Origin of the sequence: Ruegeria atlantica (assembly GCF_013032455.1) — a bacterium.
Lineage (GTDB): Bacteria > Pseudomonadota > Alphaproteobacteria > Rhodobacterales > Rhodobacteraceae > Ruegeria > Ruegeria atlantica_B.
In genome coordinates, this window is the sequence record NZ_WQCF01000002.1 from 450,444 (window position 1) to 468,926 (window position 18,483).

Sequence of the window (18,483 nt, forward strand, 5' to 3'; positions counted from 1 at the left end):
CCGCATCACCGCCGAAAGGGCAAGGAATACATATGTGTACGCAGGTCAGGCGAGTTCGCGTTTTTCAACGAAGACGCCGTACATGGTGGTCCATACACTTACATGCACAAGCGAAAAAAACAGATGAAATACTACATCAGCGGCCAAAGAAAGCATCGGAAGAAAACTTGCGACCACACCGATGATAACTTCGGCAAGAAAAATACCAGTCAATTGTACAATAGCAAGAAAAAGCAATGACCCGGCTTTACCTTTGGTAAAATAATATGCGTTCTTCATACTCAAAGTCTGACCAATGGCGGTTGCCGGAAAGGTTATCCCCAAGCGAAAGACAACGAAAAAGGAAATAAAGGACGAAACAAGCGGCGGTAGGTTCAAAACTCCGCGCGGAAGTGAAGATGCGCTCGTCAAGAAAACCAATACCAGCAGGCAAACGAAACTGATCAAAAAAGACACGACAAAAGCAACGGCTAAAACTTTTACGCCCTGTTTCAGATATTGACCTAAATACATGGCGTGCAAAGGCGGAATCCAACCATTTGGATACTCTTCCAGCAGCACAAATCTATGCCAAGCCACAAAAACCCAGAGAATAACAAAAAGATTTCCAACAACGACTAGGGCAAACCCGGCTTGCCCAGCACTACTCATCGATTCAAACCACGCGAACCAAGACTGATTTGTAGAACCAATCGCTTGCGAACCATGAAAGATGAATGTGAGCACTGCAATCAGTGTGGAGGGTATTAACCCAATCCGGAGAGCTTGGCGCCAATTTCGAATAACCATCCGCACCGAATGGACAAAAATCTGCCAACCCAACATCCTAATGCTACCCTCTCAACCAATACTTGTACGCTTTCCGCCTGTTTCACCCCAATTCCCACCCTGCGTCAACTCAGACAACTTGCTCCCACGTTCAAAACCCGTTAGGGGCCAAGCGTTCTACGCATAAGGGGAAGTCAGATGTCCGCGCCCAAGAAAGTTGTTCTGGCCTATTCCGGTGGCCTTGATACCTCGATCATCCTGAAATGGTTGCAGACCGAGTATGGCTGTGAGGTGGTAACCTTCACCGCCGATCTGGGTCAGGGTGAGGAACTGGAGCCCGCCCGCAAAAAGGCTGAGCTGCTGGGGATCAAACCCGAAAACATCTATATCGAGGACATCCGCGAAGAATTCGTTCGCGATTTCGTCTTCCCCATGTTCCGCGCCAATGCCGTTTACGAAGGTCTGTACCTGCTGGGCACGTCGATCGCGCGTCCGCTGATCTCGAAACGTCTGGTTGAAATTGCCAAGGAAACCGGTGCTGACGCTGTGGCCCACGGTGCGACTGGCAAAGGCAACGATCAGGTCCGTTTTGAGCTGGCCGCGTATGCACTGAACCCCGACATCAAGGTGATTGCGCCGTGGCGTGAGTGGGACCTGACCAGCCGCACCAAGCTGCTGGAATTTGCCGAAGCGAACCAGATTCCGATTGCCAAGGACAAGCGCGGAGAAGCTCCGTTCTCGGTCGATGCCAACCTGCTGCACACCTCGTCCGAGGGCAAGGTTCTGGAAGACCCCGCAGATATGGCGCCCGACTACGTCTATCAGCGCACCGTCCACCCCGAGGACGCGCCGAACGAGCCGGAATTCATCGAGATCGGCTTTGAAAAAGGCGACGCGGTCAGCATCAATGGCGAGGCGATGAGCCCCGCGACCATCCTGACCAAGCTGAACGAATATGGCGGCAAGCACGGCATTGGCCGTCTTGATCTGGTCGAAGGTCGCTTTGTCGGCATGAAATCGCGCGGCATCTACGAAACGCCCGGCGGCACCATTCTGCTGGAAGCGCACCGTGGTATCGAATCCATCACAATGGACCGTGGCGCGATGCACCTAAAAGACCAGCTGATGCCGCAATATGCCGAGCTGATCTATAACGGCTTCTGGTACTCGCCTGAACGCGAAATGCTGCAGGCCGCCATCGACAAGTCTCAGGAGCATGTGACCGGTACTGTTCGCGTGAAGCTGTACAAAGGTCTGGCCTCGACCGTGGGCCGCTGGTCGGATCACTCGCTGTATTCCGAGGCGCATGTGACCTTTGAGGAAGACGCCGGTGCCTACGATCAGACCGACGCGGCAGGCTTCATCCAACTGAACGCCCTGCGCCTGAAGCTGCTGGCGGCGCGGGACAAGCGCTTGTCCAAGTGATCGACGACGACGATCTCAACGACGAGCTCGATATGTTCATCGAGGCGCAGGACGCGGTCTGGTCCGACGTCCTGCGCGAATTGGAACACGGGCAGAAAACCAGCCACTGGATGTGGTTCGTGTTTCCGCAACTAGCCGAACTTGGCCGATCTCATATGGCGCAGCTTTACGGGATCGAGGATCTTGACGAAGCTACGGCCTATCTGGACCACACGGACCTCCGCCAACGCCTGACCAAGGTTGCAGGGCTGATGTTGCAGCACAAAGGACGCGATGCCAGCGACATTCTGGGTGGGATCGACGCAAAAAAACTACGGTCCTCTATGACGTTGTTTTCATCCGTCCCCGGAGCCCCACCCGAGTTTCAGGCTGTGCTTGATGCCTTCTATGCAGGGCAACCCTGTGAGCGGACTCTGCAGATCTTGCAGATGTCGTAAACGCAGAGTCCAGTTGGGTCATCCTTGCACAAGAACGCCCCTTCTCTTTACGCATACGCAAATTGTGAAGGGGACGAGAATGCTTCAGGACATCGCCAATGGGATTCAACAAGGTTTGAATGGCAAAAGCTTTGAAGGCTCACTCAAATTCGATTGCGGCGAGGATGGCGTTATCGTTTTGGCTGACAATCAGGCCACCACGCAAGATCGCGACACCGATTGCACTATTCGGATTTCGCAAGACAATCTGGCCAAATTACTGACCGGCAAGCTGAACCCGATGACCGGCGTGGCGTTAGGCAAACTCAAAATCTCGGGCAATATGGGCGTGGCAATGAAGTTGGGGCAATTGCTGGGTTAGGCGATAAAATCGTCTCACCACCCCGTGACAAACCATGTCGGCAGATTGCGCCAGTACATAAGTCAGGGCAACCTGATCCTGAAAGGAGACCTGCCATGACCCGCATCGCCTATCTCGACTTTCTCAAACCAACCCTTCTTTTTTCGCTAATGGCGCTGACGACACTGTTGCGGGCCGCTCCGGCACCTGCGGCCGAGACCGAAACCTTGACGGTTGCCGGGGGTTGTTTCTGGTGCGTCGAATCCGATTTCGAATCCGTTCCGGGCGTGATCGGTGCCGTTTCGGGTTTTACCGGTGGTACATCCGCCAACCCGAGTTACAGTCAGGTCACCAAAGGCGGCACTGGCCACTATGAAGCGGTTCAGATCACATTTGACCCGTCCCGCGTTTCCCGTGAAACCCTGCTGAACATGTTCTTCCGATCAGTCGATCCTACCGACGCAGGTGGTCAGTTCTGTGACCGGGGGGATAGCTACCGAACAGCTATTTTCGTCTCTAACACAGGAGAAAAGGCGCTTGCTGAACAAGCCAAATCCAATGCTCAAAATGCGCTGGGTCAGAAAATTGTGACCCCAATCCTGCAAGAAGGCGCGTTTTATCCAGCTGAGGCCTACCATCAGGACTATTACAAAGGCACCAAACTGGTTTTCACCCGCTTTGGCCCAAAACGGCAGGCCAGCGCGTACAAAGCCTATCGCAAGGCCTGCGGTCGCGACGCCCGGGTCAAGCAATTGTGGGGAAGTGAAGCTCCCTTTGCCGGGTCTTAACCCAACTGCGCCTCGCGCACCTCTTTAAGATCTGGAATAACATCCGCCGTCCCGTGCCGCGTGACCATCAGGGCCGCGGCACGATTTGCCTGGGTGATCGCCTGCGCCATTGGCATGCCTCGGTCCATCCCAGCCAGAACATATCCGGTAAAGGTATCCCCCGCGCCGGTGGTATCTACAGCCTGCACCTTGTGCGCCGGAAAGTCAGAATCCGCGCCATTGTGGAAATACCGCGCACCTTGTGACCCCAACGTGACGATCACGTGCTGCACGGTCAGGTCAGACACCGTCTGACCAGTTGCCTGTTGCAACTGTTCTGCTTCGATTTCGTTCAGGATCAGGAAATCCAGGTAAGGCAGCACAGCCTGCACCGCATCAGCTTGAAATGGTGCAGCGGCATAACAGACGGTCAGGCCAAGTTCACGCCCCATCTTTGCAGCTTCGACCTGCAAGTTGGTTTCGTTCTGCATCACCAGAAGATCGCCCGGTTCGGCGGATGACAGGGCCTGCCCCAGCTGATCCTGCGAGATCGCATGGTTCGCGCCCTGAAACAGGATGATGTTATTCTCACCCTCAGCGTCGACTGCAATGATGGCGTGGCCTGTGGGAACCTCGGCCACAGCAATATGACGCGTATCCACACCATATTCGGTCAGACGATCCCGCGCCCAGCGCCCATCAGGCCCCACAGCACCGATATGTGCCGTCCGCGCGCCCGCCCGCGCCGAAGCCACCGACATATTGGCCCCCTTACCGCCCAGAAACTGATCCAGACGGTTGGCCGAAAGCGTCTCTCCCGGCCCGGGCAGGTGCGGTACATCATAGATCATGTCCGCATTGATCGAGCCGAGATTCCAGATCGTCATGGCTTACCCGATATCGCAGGAGGCCAGAATGGCCATGTTCAGGATGTCATTTGCCGTCGACACGGTCGAACAGATCTGAATGGGTTTATCGACGCCCGAAAGGATCGGGCCGATAACGGTAGCACCGCCCATTTCCTGCATCAGCTTGGTCGAGATCGACGCCGAATGGCGTGCTGGCACGATCAGGATATTTGCAGGACCAGTCAGACGCTGGAACGGATAGCCTGCCTGCTGATCTACGTTCAGGGCCACATCCACGGTCATTTCGCCCTCATACTCAAAGTTCACACCGCGCTGGTCCAGAACCGCAGGCGCGCGGTGCATCTTCTCCGCCCGTTCCGACACCGGATAACCGAAGGTCGAGAAACTGACGAAAGCTACGCGTGGCTCAAGCCCCATGTGACGCGCAACGGCGGCCGAACGCTCGGCGATATTGGCCAGATCGTTCTCATCCGGCCATTCATGCACCAACGTATCGCCAATCAGCACAATCCGACCTTTGTGCAACAAAGCTGTCACACCCGCCGCCCCGTGCGAGGCATCGGCATCAAATACGTGATTGATGCGGTCCAGAACATGCGCCGATTTGCGCGTGGCCCCGGTGACTAGACCGTCGCCATGCCCATGCGCCAGCATCAGAGACGAGAATACATGCCGATCACGAGCCGCGAGGCGGTGAATGTCCTTGCTGTCAAAACCCTTACGCTGCAGTCGCTGGTACAGGAAATCCGAATAAGTCTCGAGATGCGTGGTATTGGCGGCATTCACCACCTCCAGTTCGCGCACCGCATCGCCCAGACCGGCCTCTTCCAGCTTTTGCTTTACGTCATCGGGCCGACCTACAACCAACGCTTTGCCAAAACCCGAGCGTTGATACATCACCGCCGCACGCAACACACGGGGATCGTCACCCTCGGCAAAGATCATCCGGCTTTGCGCCTGGCGCGCACGAGCATTCAGACCGCGCAGGATGGAGGCAGTCGGGTCCATGCGGGATTTGAGGCTCAGCTCATAGGCTTCCATGTCGATGATCGGACGCCGCGCTGCTCCGGTATCCATACCTGCCTTTGCCACGGCGGGCGGGATGCGGTGAATCAAGCGCGGGTCAAACGGTGTAGGAATGATGTAGTCACGACCAAAAGTCAGCGATTTGCCGTAGGCCATGGCGACCTCATCCGGCACGTCCTCACGCGCCAGACGGGCCAGCGCGTGGGCGCAGGCAATCTTCATTTCGTCATTGATGGCGCGGGCGTGAATATCCAGCGCGCCGCGGAACAGGTATGGGAAGCCCAGAACGTTGTTCACCTGGTTGGGATAGTCGCTGCGCCCGGTGGCGACGATAGCATCCACGCGGACCTCATGTGCCTCTTCCGGCGTAATTTCAGGATCTGGGTTTGCCATCGCAAAGATCACCGGATTATCGGCCATGCTGGCAACCATATCCTGCGTCACGGCCCCTTTGACCGATACACCCAAGAATACGTCCGCGCCTTTCATGGCGTCTTCCAGCGTGCGCAGGTCGGTAGTGATGGCGTGGGCCGATTTCCACTGGTTCATCCCCTCGGTGCGGCCCTGATAGATCACGCCCTTGGTGTCACAGACGATACAATTTTCGTGCTTGGCCCCCATCGACTTAAGCAGCTCGATACAGGCAATACCCGCAGCGCCCGCGCCGTTCAGAACGATCTTCACATCCTCGATCTTCTTGCCAGAGATATGCAGCGCGTTCAGCAGACCCGCCGCACAGATCACCGCTGTCCCGTGCTGGTCGTCGTGGAAGACAGGGATATCCATCTCTTCCTTCAGGCGCTGTTCGATGATGAAACACTCGGGCGCCTTGATGTCTTCGAGATTGATGCCGCCAAAAGTCGGCCCCATCAGCCGCACGGCGCGGCAGAATTCATCCGGGTCTTCAGTATCCAATTCGATGTCAATCGAGTTCACATCGGCGAACCGTTTGAAAAGGACAGATTTCCCCTCCATCACCGGTTTCGACCCCAACGCGCCGAGGTTTCCAAGACCCAGAACAGCCGTCCCGTTTGAGATCACAGCGACCAGATTACCCTTGTTGGTATAGTCATACGCGGTTTCGGGTGCTTCGGCGATTGCTTCACATGGAACAGCCACACCGGGGCTGTAAGCCAGCGACAGATCGCGCTGTGTGGTCATGGGAACGGTGGCCTGCACCTCCCACTTGCCGGGGGTCGGGTCGAGGTGAAAGGCCAGCGCCTCTTCTTTGGTGATCTTCGCTTTAGGCATCGGATATGTCGTTTCTTTACATCTGTTGGGCTGTCGCCTCATAGCGCAGGTGAACGCGCGCCTCAACGAGAATGAGTTTTCGGCTTTTACAGAAGATGCGGGATTTGTAAGGTCGCGTCCGGAACACGCCAGAAGGGGGCCACCTTTGTCCACAGTCACGCCGATGATGGCGCAATATCTCGAAATCAAAGAGGCGCATGCCGACGCCCTGCTGTTTTACCGCATGGGTGACTTTTACGAGATGTTCTTCCAAGACGCCGTCAACGCCGCCGAGGCACTGGACATCGCCCTGACCAAACGTGGCAAGCATAACGGCACCGATATTCCCATGTGCGGCGTCCCGGTTCATGCGGCTGAAGGTTACCTGCTGACTTTAATCCGCAAAGGCTTTCGCGTGGCCGTCTGCGAACAGATGGAAAGCCCGGCTGAGGCGAAGAAAAGAGGCTCTAAATCGGTGGTAAAGCGCGATGTCGTGCGTCTGGTGACACCCGGCACGCTGACCGAAGACGCGCTGCTTGAAGCCCGCCGCCACAACTTTCTCGCAGCCTATGCCGAGGTACGGGATGAGGCCGCGCTGGCCTGGGCCGATATTTCAACCGGCGCCTTTCACGTGATGCCGTTGACCTCCGTGAGGCTCAGCCCCGAGTTGGCACGCTTGGCCCCCTCCGAACTGATCGTGGCTGACGGGTCGGAGCAGCCATTGTACGAAACGGTCCGCGATCTAGGGATTTCGCTGACCCCCATCGGGCGCGCCAGTTTCGACAGCACTGCGGCAGAGAAGCGCATTTGCGGTTTGTTTCACGTGGGTGCACTGGATGCTTTCGGGAGCTTTGGTCGCGCAGAAGTTTCGGCCATGGGCGCGTTGATCGACTATCTAGAGATCACACAGAAGGGCAAACTTCCGCTCCTGCAAACGCCGCTAAAAGAATCCGAGGACCGCGTGGTCCAGATCGACGCCGCCACGCGCCGCAATCTGGAACTGACCCGGTCCTTGTCCGGTGGTCGCGCCGGATCGCTGTTGTCCGTAATCGACCGCACCGTGACCCCTGGCGGCGCGCGGCTGCTGGAACAACGCCTCTCCAGCCCCTCGCGCAATCTGGATGTGGTCCATGCACGGCTCGACGCCGTGTCATTCGCAGCTGAGGAAAGCCTGATCGCATCAGACTTGCGCGAAGCGCTGCGCAAAACCCCTGATCTCGACCGTGCGTTGTCCCGCTTGTCGCTGGAACGTGGCGGCCCGCGCGATCTGGCCGCTATCCGCAACGGGCTGACGCAAGCTGCGTCAATCGCCGAAATCTGTGCAGAGCAAGACCTGCCGGTCCTTCTGGCGACCGCGGTGCAAAACCTTGTCGGCTTTGACGACCTGCTTGCCCTGCTAGACGAAGCCTTGGTGGCTGAGCCCCCGCTGTTGGCCCGCGACGGCGGCTTCATTGCGCCCGGCTTCGATTCCGAACTGGACGAAGCCCGCACCTTGCGCGACGAAGGCCGCTCAGTTATTGCCGGGTTCCAACAAAAATACGCGGAACACACCGGCATCACCTCGTTGAAGATCAAGCACAACAACGTGCTCGGCTATTTTATTGAAACCACGGCCACGCATGCCGAGAAAATGTTGAACCCGCCGTTCAGTGAAACCTATATCCACCGCCAAACCACAGCCAACCAGGTACGGTTTACAACCGTAGAACTGTCCGAGATTGAAACCCGCATCCTGAACGCAGGCAATCTGGCGCTTGATGTCGAAAAGCGGCTCTATCAAAGGCTATCTGAAGAGATTCTGACCCTCGCCGCGCGCCTGAACCAGGCCGCCCGAGGGCTGGCTGAACTCGACCTGACCACGGCCCTGGCCGATCTCGCGCGTGGAGAAAACTGGTGCCGCCCGCAAGTCGACACCTCCCGTGCCTTTGATGTGCAAGGCGGCCGCCACCCGGTTGTCGAGCACGCCCTGCGCCAACAAAGCGGCGATGCCTTCATCGCCAATGATTGCGGCCTCAGCGCAGAAAACGGAGCTGCCATCTGGCTGCTGACTGGTCCCAACATGGCTGGTAAATCGACCTTCCTGCGCCAGAACGCGTTGATCGCCCTGCTGGCCCAAATGGGCAGCTATGTCCCCGCCGAACAGGCGCATATTGGCATGGTCAGCCAACTGTTCAGCCGTGTCGGAGCCTCCGACGATCTGGCGAGGGGTCGTTCGACCTTCATGGTCGAGATGGTCGAAACCGCCGCCATCCTGAACCAGGCCGACGACCGCGCGCTGGTCATCCTCGACGAGATTGGCCGTGGCACCGCCACCTATGACGGTCTGTCGATCGCCTGGGCTACGCTGGAACATCTGCATGCCACCAACCAGTGCCGCGCCTTATTCGCCACCCACTACCATGAACTGACCGCTGTGGCCGGAAAGCTGGAAGGTGTCGACAACGCCACCGTCGCCGTCAAGGAGTGGGAGGGTGAGGTGATCTTCCTGCATGAGGTCCATAAGGGCGCTGCCGACAGGTCTTACGGCGTGCAAGTCGCCCAACTTGCGGGCCTGCCCACATCAGTTGTCGACCGCGCCCGCGTGGTGCTAGAGCAGTTGGAAAAGACAGAACGTGAAGGTGGTAAGCAAAAGGCATTGATCGATGATCTGCCGCTGTTCTCTGCTGCTGCTCCGCCTCCCCCCCCAGCACCCAAAGCGTCACCAGTTACGGATATGTTGAATGATGTACTGCCCGACGAACTCACTCCGCGCGAGGCCCTGGACCTGATCTACAAATTGAAAGAGGCGGCCAATTCCTGACCGCCTCTTCATCTTTTCAAAAATACTCTCGCCGAAGGCTTGGCTTCTTTTAAGCCAATCAGTTAGCAGGCATTGACGACACACCAACCTGCGCCGGACGCAGCAAACGGTCATGTAGCATGAACCCTTCAGCCGAGACCTGAATGATGTCACCGGCACGAGTGCCCGGTACAGGCGCTTCGAACATCGCTTCATGAATGTTCGGATCAAACCGATCACCAACCTCGGGGGTGATTACCTGAATCCCGTGCTTCTGGAACACGTCCTTCAGCGCGCGCATGGTCAGTTCAACACCTTCCAGCAGACCGGCGGCAACTTCTTTCTGCTCATCGGTCGCGGCCTCAAGCGCGCGTTTCATGTTGTCATAAACCGGCAGCATGTCGCGGGCGAGTTTCGACCCACCGTATTGTTCCGCGTCACGACGCGCCTTGTCACCGCGTTTGCGCGCGTTTTCTGCATCCGCCAACGCGCGCATGAATTTGTCCTTGAAGTCGTCCCTCTCAGCACGCAGCGCGTCTATTTCCAACGCTTCTTCGCTGATCTCAGCAAATTCTTCGGCCAACTCTTCCGCTTCAGCGGTTGCGATATCATCCAGAAAATCTTCGTTCTTGGGCTCTGCCATCTCTTACCCTCTAGCTCCGGTCGGATATCAGCTTGCCGACCAGTTGCGCCGTATAATCCACGATCGGCACGATCCGTCCATAATTCAGACGCGTGGGTCCGATGACCCCGACCGCACCGATTATCTTTCGATCAGCGTTCATATATGGAGACACCACCAAAGAGGAACCCGAAAGTGAGAAAAGTTTGTTCTCAGACCCGATAAAAATGCGCACACCCTCGCCTTCTTCGGTCAATTCAAGGAATTCGGCGATGTCACGTTTGCGTTCCAGATCATCAAACAAGGTGCGGATTCGGTCTAATTCCTCTTCCTGACCGGTCTCACCTAGCAGATTCGCCCGCCCCCGCACGATCAACCGGGCCGAGTCGCTCCCGTCGCCGTCCCAAGCGGCCATGCCGCTTTCGACCATTTCGCGCGCCAATACGTCTATCTCTTGTTTGCGGGCGGCGATCTGGCTTTGCAACTGGCGGCGCACCTCGCTCAACGTGCGACCCTCGATCAGTGCGTTCAGGAAATTCGCCGCCTCGCGCATCGAACTGGGCGTCTGTCCGGGCGGCGGTGTGAACAGTCGGTTCTCCACTTGACCATCCGAAAACACCAGAACCACCAACGCACGATCATGTGCCAGCGAAACAAACTCGATATGCTTGATTTCGGCCTCATGCTTGGGCGTCAGCACCAGCGACGCACCATGTGTCACGTGTGACAGGGCCGAGCCGACCCGATCTAGCATTCCGCCCACATCGCCTGCGTTAGAGCCTAATGTCTCGTCCAGTTTCTGCCGATCATCGGCCCCCAAATCACCAACTTCAAGCAAGCCGTCCACGAACATGCGCAAACCTTGCTGCGTCGGTATCCGACCTGCACTGACATGCGGACTGTCTAGCAGGCCCAGAAACTCCAGATCCTGCATCACATTGCGCACGGTCGCGGCGCTGACTTTTTCTGAAAGTGTGCGAGTCAATGTGCGGCTGCCAACGGGCTCGCCACTGTCCAAATAGCTCTCGACGATCAACCGGAACACCTCACGCGACCGGTCACTCATCTCGTCCAGAATTTTGCTCGCTGCGCTCATCGGCGGTCCCCTGCTGGGTCGTCATTAAATCGCAGGTGTGCGAAAGGTCAATCGGGGTTGCATCGTAAGCCAAGGGGGCGTTATCCCCAACCCAGCAAACAAAGGATTTTCCATGCGACCCTCAGGACGAGATTTAAGCGAAATGCGCGCCGTTTCAATCGAAACGGGGTTCACCAAACATGCCGAAGGTTCCTGCCTGATCAAAATGGGCGACACCCATGTGCTGTGCACTGCCACGATCGAGGATCGTGTACCGCCCTTCATCAAAGGATCGGGCCTGGGCTGGGTTACCGCTGAATACGGTATGTTGCCCCGCGCAACCAACACCCGGATGCGGCGCGAGGCGGCAAGCGGCAAACAAGGTGGTCGCACTGTGGAAATTCAGCGCCTGATTGGCCGCGCACTTCGTGCGGGTGTGGATCGGGTTGCCTTGGGTGAACGCCAAATCACCGTTGACTGCGATGTAATTCAAGCCGACGGCGGCACGCGCTGTGCTTCGATCACCGGCGGCTGGGTTGCGCTGCGTCTGGCCGTAAACAAGCTGATGAAGGCAGGTGATGTGATCTCTGACCCTTTGTTAGACCCTGTTGCGGCCGTTTCCTGCGGAATTTATGCAGGTCAACCAGTTCTGGATCTGGACTACCCCGAGGACAGCGAAGCCGGTGTTGACGGCAACTTTATCATGACAGGTTCTGGCAAACTGATCGAAGTACAGATGTCTGCCGAAGGTTCGGTCTTTAGCCGTACTCAGATGGATCAGCTGATGGATCTGGCGGAAAAAGGCGTGGCCGAATTGGCCTCAGCACAGAAAGCTGCAACTGCATGACCCGTAAGTTCGACGGTGACAGGCTGCTGGTGGCCACCCATAACAAAGGCAAACTTGAGGAGATGGCACATCTCCTCGAACCCTTTGGGGTAGCTGTAATAGGCGCAGGTGAAATGAGCCTGCCGGAACCGGAAGAGACCGAGGATACTTTCGTTGGCAACGCGCGAATCAAGGCCCATGCCGCCGCCAAGGCCACTGGCCTGCCTGCACTGTCGGACGATTCCGGGCTTACTATCGACGCACTGGACGGCGCGCCGGGCGTCTATACCGCCGATTGGGCTGAAACTAGCAATGGCCGCGATTTCCTAATGGCCATGACCCGGGCCCACAAAGAGCTTGAGGCAAAAGGCGCCGCACATCCCCGCGCGGCGCAATTCCGCTGCACGTTGGTTCTGGCTTGGCCAGACGGGCACGATGAAGTGTTTGAGGGCGTTGCGCCCGGCCACTTGGTCTGGCCAATCCGCGGCAAGGATGGGTTCGGTTATGACCCAATGTTTGTCCCAGAAGGGCATGACATTACCTTTGCCGAGATGGATCGCTGGGAAAAGAACAAGATCAGCCATCGCGGTCGTGCGGTGGAGATGTTCGTGAAGGGCTGTTTTGGCGGATGATTGGCGCAATGGGGGCTTTGGCCTGTACGTGCATTGGCCTTTCTGCGAGGCCAAGTGTCCCTATTGCGATTTCAACAGCCATGTTTCCAAAACTATTGATCAAAAACAATGGCTTGATGCGTATCTGAGCGAGCTTCGCCGCTCTGCCCTGGAAACTCCCGACCGTGTCTTGAACACCATCTTTTTCGGTGGCGGAACGCCGTCTCTGATGGATCCCGACACCGTCGCCGCAGTTATCGACGAGGCCCGCGCCCTCTGGCGACCAGCCAACGATATGGAGATTACGCTCGAGGCCAATCCCGGCTCGGTAGAAGCCGGCCGGTTCGCGGCTTATCGCGATGCTGGCGTGAACCGTATCTCGATGGGTATACAAGCGCTGAACGACGAAGATCTCCGCCGTTTGGGTCGCATTCACACGGTGGCCGAGGCTCGTAGTGCATTTAATATCGCCCGTAATTGCTTTGAAAGAGTCAGTTTTGATCTGATTTACGCCCGGCAGCATCAAACCCTTGAAGCCTGGCGTGCCGAGTTGACCGAAGCTTTGACGATGGCTGTCGACCATTTGTCTCTGTACCAACTGACCATCGAGGACGGCACCGCCTTTGGTGACCGCTATGCTGTCGGTAAACTGCGCGGTCTGCCGGAAGACGACAGCGCCGCCGATATGTATCTGGCCACACAGGAAATCTGCGAAGCGCATGGCCTGCCCTCCTATGAGGTCTCAAATCACGCACGGCCGGGGTCCGAATCTCAACACAACCTTATCTATTGGCGCTATGGCGATTACGTCGGAATCGGCCCCGGTGCGCATGGACGGATCACACTGAACGGCCAAAAGCTGGCGACGGAAACTTATCTGTCCCCGAACGCATGGCTAACCGCTGTGGGAAAAGGGACAGGAGAAAAAGAACGGGTAGCTCTCTCAACGCAAGATCAAGCAGTAGAATACCTTATGATGGGATTGAGGATAACAGAGGGACTAGATATTGATAGATTTAACGCCTTAACTGATCAGCCTCTACAGCAGAAAAAGCTGTCTGATTTGATGGAAATCGGCATGTTAGAACAGAAAAATGGTCGTCTTATTGCCACCAAGAATGGACGCGCGGTTCTTAATGCGGTGATCCGGGAACTGTTGGGGTAGTGATGCAATATGTCTGGGCCACCTTGGGGTTGATCTGTGTTGGGCTTGCAGCGGTAGGTATTGCTCTACCTCTTCTGCCGACTGTACCATTCTTGTTGTTGGCCGCTTTCTTCTTTGCCCGCTCTTCTTCGCGTCTTCATCACTGGCTGATGACTCATCAGACTTTTGGGCCATTGATCGTTGATTGGCAAACCTCTGGTGTCATTCGACCGGGCGCAAAAAAGGCGGCCACCATTTCAGTCACCGCCGTGTTTGGATTATCCATTCTGCTAGCCCTGCCTTCCCACGTTCTGATTATTCAGGCTGTGGTTTTAGGCTGTGTCATGATCTTTATCTGGACACGGCCTAACGGCTGAGCTTGGCACAAAGATCGTCTAACTGATCCAGATTTTCATAGGTCAAAACCACCTGCCCAGTTTCAGTACCAGCCTTGTGGTTGATCGCAACTTTCATAGCCAGAATCGCCGAGAGATCTTTCTCTAATGCACGCGTATCCGCGTCCTTGCCAGCATTCAGATTTCTGGACCGCGGCGCGGCCTTGGCAGGATCTGCTTGTTGTTTTTTCACCAACGCTTCGGTCGCACGCACCGAAAGGCCATCCCGAACAACAATTTTGGCCAATTCTGATGGGTTTTCCGCTGTTATCAAAGCCCGTGCATGACCCGCTGACAACTTGCCCTCAATGACCAATGTCTGAACGTCCAACGGCAAGGAAAGCAATCGCAATAGATTCGCAATGTGGCTGCGGCTTTTCCCAAGAGCTTCAGCCAGCTTTTCCTGTGTGTGCCCGAAACGGTCCATAAGCTGCTTGTATCCAGCAGCCTCTTCAACGGCATTCAGATCTGCACGCTGAATATTCTCGATAATCGCAACTTCGAGCACTTCGGTATCGTCGAATTCACGCACGATAACCGGGATATCATGCAGCTGCGCCATCTGAGCAGCACGCCAACGACGTTCACCGGCAACAATTTCATACTCGCCGCCACTTATTTCGCGTACGATCAGCGGCTGGATTATACCTTTTTCCTTAACAGACGCGGCGAGCTCATCAAGATGTTCAGCCGAAAATGTCCGGCGCGGCTGATTTGGGTTGGCCCGCAACTTTTCAATAGGAACCGTCATGTCCGGGCGGCGCGGCTCTGATGAGACCAGACCTTCTGCTTCTTGTGTTACATCAGCCATCAAGGCGGAAAGGCCTCGGCCTAGACCTCTGTGTTTAGTTTTTTTGGCGGTCACTGAGCCCTCCTCACTGCCGCTCAGGCGGCGACATTTTTGTTCTTGTGAATGACTTCGCGAGCCAGATGCCGATACGCCATCGCACCCAACGATCCCGAATCATATTGCAGAACTGGCAAAGCGTAAGACGGCGCTTCGCTGACCCGCACATTCCTGGGTATTTTGGTTTTAAATACCATCTCACCCAAATTGTCACGTGCATCCTTTTCGACCTGACGGGACAAGTTATTGCGGTTGTCATACATGGTAAGCACAACACCTTCGATTCTGAGGTCAGGATTTGCGGTTTGACGAACTTCTCTGATCGTCAGCATCAATTGCGAAAGACCCTCCAAGGCAAAGAACTCACTTTGCAGCGGAACCAATACCGAATGCGATGCCACCATCGCATTCACAGTCAGAAGATTGAGAGACGGAGGGCAATCAATCAGGATAAAATCCAACTTGAATTTATCAATAGCCGTCTGACGCAGTGCGTCATGAAGAAGATAGCTGCGTTTTTCATTGGAAATCAGTTCAATATCAGCCGAACTCAAATCAACGGTCGCAGGCACAACAAAAAGCCCTTCGATATCCGTTTCCTGCAGTACTGCCTCAAGCGGTGCTTCATCCAGGATCAGATCATAAGTCGTCCAATCCCTATCCTCGACCCCTAATCCTGTCGACGCATTGCCCTGAGGGTCCAAATCAACGACCAACACCCGGCACCCTGCTTCGGCAAGTCCAGCGGCAAGGTTAATCGCTGTCGTAGTTTTTCCCACCCCACCCTTTTGATTGGCAACCGCAATTATCCGGGGCCCTGAAGGGCGAGACAGATCAACCACGCGATACTCCTTTGATCCTTAGGATAACAGCTTGGGGTTCAGTTAAACTTGTAATCGGCTCGCAATCGAATTTCCATTCCTCGCGTGCGTCATCCAGCTCTTTTTTCCAGTTTGCGCCTTTAGGCAACAACGCCGTGCCGTGTTCTCCTAAATGTCTGTCGCAAAAGGACAATAACATCTTCAAATCAGCTAGCGCGCGCGCTGACAGGATATCTGCGCTCAAGGGGTCTACGTCTTCGATTCGCTTTGAAACGACAGTACATTTTGCCCCACACTCCCGCGCAACGGTGCGTAGAAACGCCGATTTTCTCTGATCGCTTTCAACAAATGTAAAATGTGTATCTGGCGCTTCATCAGCGGCCATAATCGCGCAAACCATCCCTGGAAAGCCTCCTCCACTTCCTAAGTCTACCCAGGTTTGGAAAGCTTCTGCACACCGAAAGACTTGGACCGAGTCCAATATATGCCGGGTCCAGATGTCATTAAGACTGTTCCTAGAGACCAAGTTTATCTTGGGATTCCATCGCTGCACCAGATTTACGTAGACCTCAAGCCGATCGAGTGTTTCACGTGAAACATTCAACCCGTTCAGCACTTCGGAGCTCATACTTTGCGCACCCGCTGTTCACGCCGCAACTTGGCCAGCAACAAAGTCAGTGCAGCGGGTGTTACACCTTCTACGCGCCCTGCCTGTGCAATATTTACCGGTCTTGCCGTCGATAGCTTCTGTTTCACCTCAGATGACAGACCTTCCAACGTTGAATAGTCGAAATCTCGCGGAATCTCATAAGATTCATCGCGTTTCATAGCTTCAACATCCTTCTTTTGCCGCGCAATATAGTTCGCATATAGCGCGTCCCGTTCGACCTGAAGGCGGATATCTGCTTCAATACCCTCTAGCTCCGGAACAAGTGGCAAAAGGTTTTCGAATGACACATCTGGAAATGCCAAAATCGCCATTCCGTCCCTGCGATTCCCATCTTGGTTGACATTAATGCCTGCTGATCGCATTTCCCTCGGTGTAAATGTGCGATCTGTCAATTTAGACTTAGCTGTCTCCAGCTTGTCCATTTTCCCTTCGAAGTGAATTTTTCGCGTATCACCAACACACCCAATATCAATACCCATTGGCGTTAACCTTTGATCTGCGTTATCTGCTCGCAGCGATAGACGGAATTCTGCGCGAGAGGTAAACATTCGGTAAGGCTCCGCCACTCCGCGAGTAGTAAGATCGTCAATCATCACACCGATATAACTGTCCGCACGCGTGAAATGGAGCGGGTCACGTCCCAAAACGGCTAGAGCAGCGTTCAACCCCGCAACAAGTCCCTGCGCTGCTGCTTCCTCATATCCTGTTGTTCCGTTGATTTGACCAGCAAGATATAGACCCGGCGCCTCTGGCAATGACAAAGATGACGTCAATACGCGTGGATCGACGTAATCGTATTCTATGGCATAGCCAGGTTGCAATATGACTGCATTCTCCAATCCCTTGATTGATCGAACATAATCTTGCTGTACATCTTGCGGCAAAGACGTTGAAATCCCGTTTGGATAGATCGTGTTGTCGTTAACTCCTTCGGGTTCCAAGAAAATTTGGTGCGATTCCTTGTCGGAAAACCGGACGATTTTATCCTCGATGGATGGGCAATAGCGAGGACCTACACCATCAATATGCCCGCCATACATTGCTGATTGTGACAGGTTTTTTTGGATGATCTCGTGCGTCCGCGCATTTGTATGCGTAATTCCGCAAGAAATTTGCGGCGCAACAACTGAGGTCGAGAGAAAAGAAAACAGCGTGGGATCTTCATCGCCGTCCTGTCGTTCAAGATCTGTCCAATCTATTGTGCGACCATCCAGCCGGGGTGGTGTACCGGTTTTCAATCGACCTAGCGGAAGATCAAAACTGTCCAGACGTTCAGCCAACTTCACCGACGGCCGGTCCCCCATCCGGCCACCGGGTTTGGATACGTCTCCAATGTGAATGACGCCCCGCAAAAATGTACCAGATGTTAGGATGACAGCTCCGGCATGAATTTCCGAACCGTCCGCCAGCTTGATTCCAACAACCTTCGAGCCATCCATCAGAAAGTCGACAACTTCTCCTACAACAATGGATAGATGCTCTTGCTGCTTCGTCTCTTTCTGCATGGCCGCACGATACAGCGCTCGGTCCGCTTGCGTTCTTGGCCCCTGCACTGCCGGGCCTTTTCGGCGGTTCAAAAGGCGAAACTGAATCCCGGCCTGATCAGCCACACGCCCCATGACGCCATCCAGCGCATCGATTTCACGCACCAAATGACCTTTACCAAGGCCACCAATAGCAGGGTTACAAGACATGACGCCGATATCCTGCCCTGACAAGGTTACCAAAGCAGTTTCGACACCCATCCGGGCAGCCGCATGAGCTGCTTCGGTTCCAGCATGGCCAGCCCCAATGACCACCACATCAAACTTCGAATGTTTCACGTGAAACA

At 55.4% G+C, this 18,483-nt stretch carries 18 protein-coding genes; 9 read left to right on the forward strand and 9 right to left on the reverse strand.

Annotated features, from left to right (window positions below):
• Positions 1 to 45: 45 nt before the first annotated feature.
• Positions 46 to 825, reverse strand: a complete 780-nt coding sequence (locus GOW93_RS06250; protein WP_170382284.1) for a hypothetical protein — start codon at positions 823 to 825, stop codon at positions 46 to 48.
• A 141-nt stretch (positions 826 to 966) separates the two neighbouring features.
• On the opposite strand from GOW93_RS06250, the gene GOW93_RS06255 reads away from it, so the two are divergent.
• From GOW93_RS06255 to msrA, 4 genes are all read left to right on the forward strand, one after another.
• Positions 967 to 2,193 carry an argininosuccinate synthase gene (locus GOW93_RS06255; RefSeq protein ID WP_170382286.1) on the forward strand — a complete coding sequence of 409 codons (1,227 nt, stop codon included), beginning with the start codon at positions 967 to 969 and terminating at the stop codon, positions 2,191 to 2,193.
• A gap of 32 nt (positions 2,194 to 2,225) precedes the next feature.
• Positions 2,226 to 2,630, forward strand: a complete 405-nt coding sequence (locus GOW93_RS06260) for a DUF1810 domain-containing protein (protein WP_170382525.1) — start codon at positions 2,226 to 2,228, stop codon at positions 2,628 to 2,630.
• Between the two features lie 79 nt (positions 2,631 to 2,709).
• Positions 2,710 to 2,991: an SCP2 sterol-binding domain-containing protein gene (locus GOW93_RS06265; protein ID WP_170382288.1), complete on the forward strand. Its 282-nt coding sequence runs from the start codon at positions 2,710 to 2,712 to the stop codon at positions 2,989 to 2,991.
• A gap of 95 nt (positions 2,992 to 3,086) precedes the next feature.
• Positions 3,087 to 3,758: a peptide-methionine (S)-S-oxide reductase MsrA gene (gene msrA, locus GOW93_RS06270; RefSeq protein WP_170382290.1), complete on the forward strand. Its 672-nt coding sequence runs from the start codon at positions 3,087 to 3,089 to the stop codon at positions 3,756 to 3,758.
• Here msrA and GOW93_RS06275 read toward each other — a convergent pair.
• Together GOW93_RS06275 and GOW93_RS06280 are read right to left on the reverse strand one after the other, a co-directional pair.
• Entirely contained in the window at positions 3,755 to 4,624 is an 870-nt protein-coding gene (locus tag GOW93_RS06275) for a ribokinase (RefSeq protein ID WP_170382292.1), read from the reverse strand. The genes msrA and GOW93_RS06275 overlap by 4 nt on opposite strands.
• A 3-nt stretch (positions 4,625 to 4,627) precedes the next feature.
• Positions 4,628 to 6,883, reverse strand: coding sequence for an NADP-dependent malic enzyme (locus GOW93_RS06280; RefSeq protein ID WP_170382294.1), 2,256 nt, complete (start codon positions 6,881 to 6,883; stop codon positions 4,628 to 4,630).
• 163 nt (positions 6,884 to 7,046) lie between these two features.
• Here GOW93_RS06280 and mutS point away from each other — a divergent pair, with 163 nt between their 5' ends.
• On the forward strand, positions 7,047 to 9,662 hold the full coding sequence (gene mutS, locus GOW93_RS06285) for a DNA mismatch repair protein MutS (RefSeq protein WP_170382526.1): 2,616 nt from the start codon (positions 7,047 to 7,049) through the stop codon (positions 9,660 to 9,662).
• Between the two features lie 58 nt (positions 9,663 to 9,720).
• On the opposite strand, the gene GOW93_RS06290 is transcribed toward mutS, so the two are convergent.
• Positions 9,721 to 10,284, reverse strand: coding sequence for a nucleotide exchange factor GrpE (locus tag GOW93_RS06290; protein ID WP_170382296.1), 564 nt, complete (start codon positions 10,282 to 10,284; stop codon positions 9,721 to 9,723).
• 10 nt (positions 10,285 to 10,294) lie between these two features.
• The gene (gene hrcA, locus GOW93_RS06295; RefSeq protein WP_170382298.1) at positions 10,295 to 11,359 is read right to left on the reverse strand and encodes a heat-inducible transcriptional repressor HrcA; all 1,065 of its coding nucleotides are present in this window, start codon (positions 11,357 to 11,359) and stop codon (positions 10,295 to 10,297) included.
• Positions 11,360 to 11,471: 112 nt separating this feature from the next.
• Between hrcA and rph the strand changes: the two genes are divergently transcribed.
• Genes rph through GOW93_RS06315 form a run of 4 tightly spaced genes read left to right on the forward strand, consistent with a single transcriptional unit; the run spans position 11,472 to position 14,296 of the window.
• The gene (gene rph / locus GOW93_RS06300) at positions 11,472 to 12,185 is read left to right on the forward strand and encodes a ribonuclease PH (RefSeq protein ID WP_170382300.1); all 714 of its coding nucleotides are present in this window, start codon (positions 11,472 to 11,474) and stop codon (positions 12,183 to 12,185) included.
• A complete protein-coding gene (gene rdgB / locus GOW93_RS06305) occupies positions 12,182 to 12,796 on the forward strand; it encodes an RdgB/HAM1 family non-canonical purine NTP pyrophosphatase (protein WP_170382302.1) in 615 nt (204 codons plus the stop codon). The genes rph and rdgB overlap by 4 nt, the downstream gene beginning before the upstream one ends.
• Entirely contained in the window at positions 12,786 to 13,940 is a 1,155-nt protein-coding gene (hemW, locus tag GOW93_RS06310) for a radical SAM family heme chaperone HemW (RefSeq protein ID WP_170382304.1), read from the forward strand. The genes rdgB and hemW overlap by 11 nt, the downstream gene beginning before the upstream one ends.
• 2 nt (positions 13,941 to 13,942) lie before the next feature.
• On the forward strand, positions 13,943 to 14,296 hold the full coding sequence (locus GOW93_RS06315) for a YbaN family protein (RefSeq protein WP_170382306.1): 354 nt from the start codon (positions 13,943 to 13,945) through the stop codon (positions 14,294 to 14,296).
• Here GOW93_RS06315 and GOW93_RS06320 read toward each other — a convergent pair.
• Genes GOW93_RS06320 through mnmG form a run of 4 tightly spaced genes read right to left on the reverse strand, consistent with a single transcriptional unit; the run spans position 14,286 to position 18,475 of the window.
• On the reverse strand, positions 14,286 to 15,179 hold the full coding sequence (locus tag GOW93_RS06320; protein WP_170382308.1) for a ParB/RepB/Spo0J family partition protein: 894 nt from the start codon (positions 15,177 to 15,179) through the stop codon (positions 14,286 to 14,288). The genes GOW93_RS06315 and GOW93_RS06320 overlap by 11 nt on opposite strands.
• 20 nt (positions 15,180 to 15,199) lie before the next feature.
• Entirely contained in the window at positions 15,200 to 16,003 is an 804-nt protein-coding gene (locus GOW93_RS06325; RefSeq protein WP_170382310.1) for a ParA family protein, read from the reverse strand.
• Complete coding sequence (gene rsmG, locus GOW93_RS06330) at positions 15,996 to 16,610, reverse strand: 16S rRNA (guanine(527)-N(7))-methyltransferase RsmG (protein WP_170382312.1); 615 nt, start codon at positions 16,608 to 16,610, stop codon at positions 15,996 to 15,998. Before rsmG ends, GOW93_RS06325 begins: the two co-directional genes overlap by 8 nt.
• Positions 16,607 to 18,475 carry a tRNA uridine-5-carboxymethylaminomethyl(34) synthesis enzyme MnmG gene (mnmG, locus tag GOW93_RS06335; RefSeq protein WP_170382315.1) on the reverse strand — a complete coding sequence of 623 codons (1,869 nt, stop codon included), beginning with the start codon at positions 18,473 to 18,475 and terminating at the stop codon, positions 16,607 to 16,609. The genes rsmG and mnmG overlap by 4 nt, the downstream gene beginning before the upstream one ends.
• Positions 18,476 to 18,483: the final 8 nt, after the last annotated feature.

What these genes read in the sequence shown, in the direction of transcription:
- GOW93_RS06250 (WP_170382284.1), bottom strand. Translation starts at nt 825, where the DNA reads ATGTTGGGTTGGCAGATTTTTGTCCATTCGGTGCGGATGGTTATTCGA.
- GOW93_RS06255 (WP_170382286.1), top strand. Translation starts at nt 967, where the DNA reads ATGTCCGCGCCCAAGAAAGTTGTTCTGGCCTATTCCGGTGGCCTTGAT.
- GOW93_RS06260 (WP_170382525.1), top strand. Translation starts at nt 2,226, where the DNA reads ATGTTCATCGAGGCGCAGGACGCGGTCTGGTCCGACGTCCTGCGCGAA.
- GOW93_RS06265 (WP_170382288.1), top strand. Translation starts at nt 2,710, where the DNA reads ATGCTTCAGGACATCGCCAATGGGATTCAACAAGGTTTGAATGGCAAA.
- msrA (WP_170382290.1), top strand. Translation starts at nt 3,087, where the DNA reads ATGACCCGCATCGCCTATCTCGACTTTCTCAAACCAACCCTTCTTTTT.
- GOW93_RS06275 (WP_170382292.1), bottom strand. Translation starts at nt 4,624, where the DNA reads ATGACGATCTGGAATCTCGGCTCGATCAATGCGGACATGATCTATGAT.
- GOW93_RS06280 (WP_170382294.1), bottom strand. Translation starts at nt 6,883, where the DNA reads ATGCCTAAAGCGAAGATCACCAAAGAAGAGGCGCTGGCCTTTCACCTC.
- mutS (WP_170382526.1), top strand. Translation starts at nt 7,047, where the DNA reads ATGATGGCGCAATATCTCGAAATCAAAGAGGCGCATGCCGACGCCCTG.
- GOW93_RS06290 (WP_170382296.1), bottom strand. Translation starts at nt 10,284, where the DNA reads ATGGCAGAGCCCAAGAACGAAGATTTTCTGGATGATATCGCAACCGCT.
- hrcA (WP_170382298.1), bottom strand. Translation starts at nt 11,359, where the DNA reads ATGAGCGCAGCGAGCAAAATTCTGGACGAGATGAGTGACCGGTCGCGT.
- rph (WP_170382300.1), top strand. Translation starts at nt 11,472, where the DNA reads ATGCGACCCTCAGGACGAGATTTAAGCGAAATGCGCGCCGTTTCAATC.
- rdgB (WP_170382302.1), top strand. Translation starts at nt 12,182, where the DNA reads ATGACCCGTAAGTTCGACGGTGACAGGCTGCTGGTGGCCACCCATAAC.
- GOW93_RS06315 (WP_170382306.1), top strand. Translation starts at nt 13,943, where the DNA reads ATGCAATATGTCTGGGCCACCTTGGGGTTGATCTGTGTTGGGCTTGCA.
- rsmG (WP_170382312.1), bottom strand. Translation starts at nt 16,610, where the DNA reads ATGAGCTCCGAAGTGCTGAACGGGTTGAATGTTTCACGTGAAACACTC.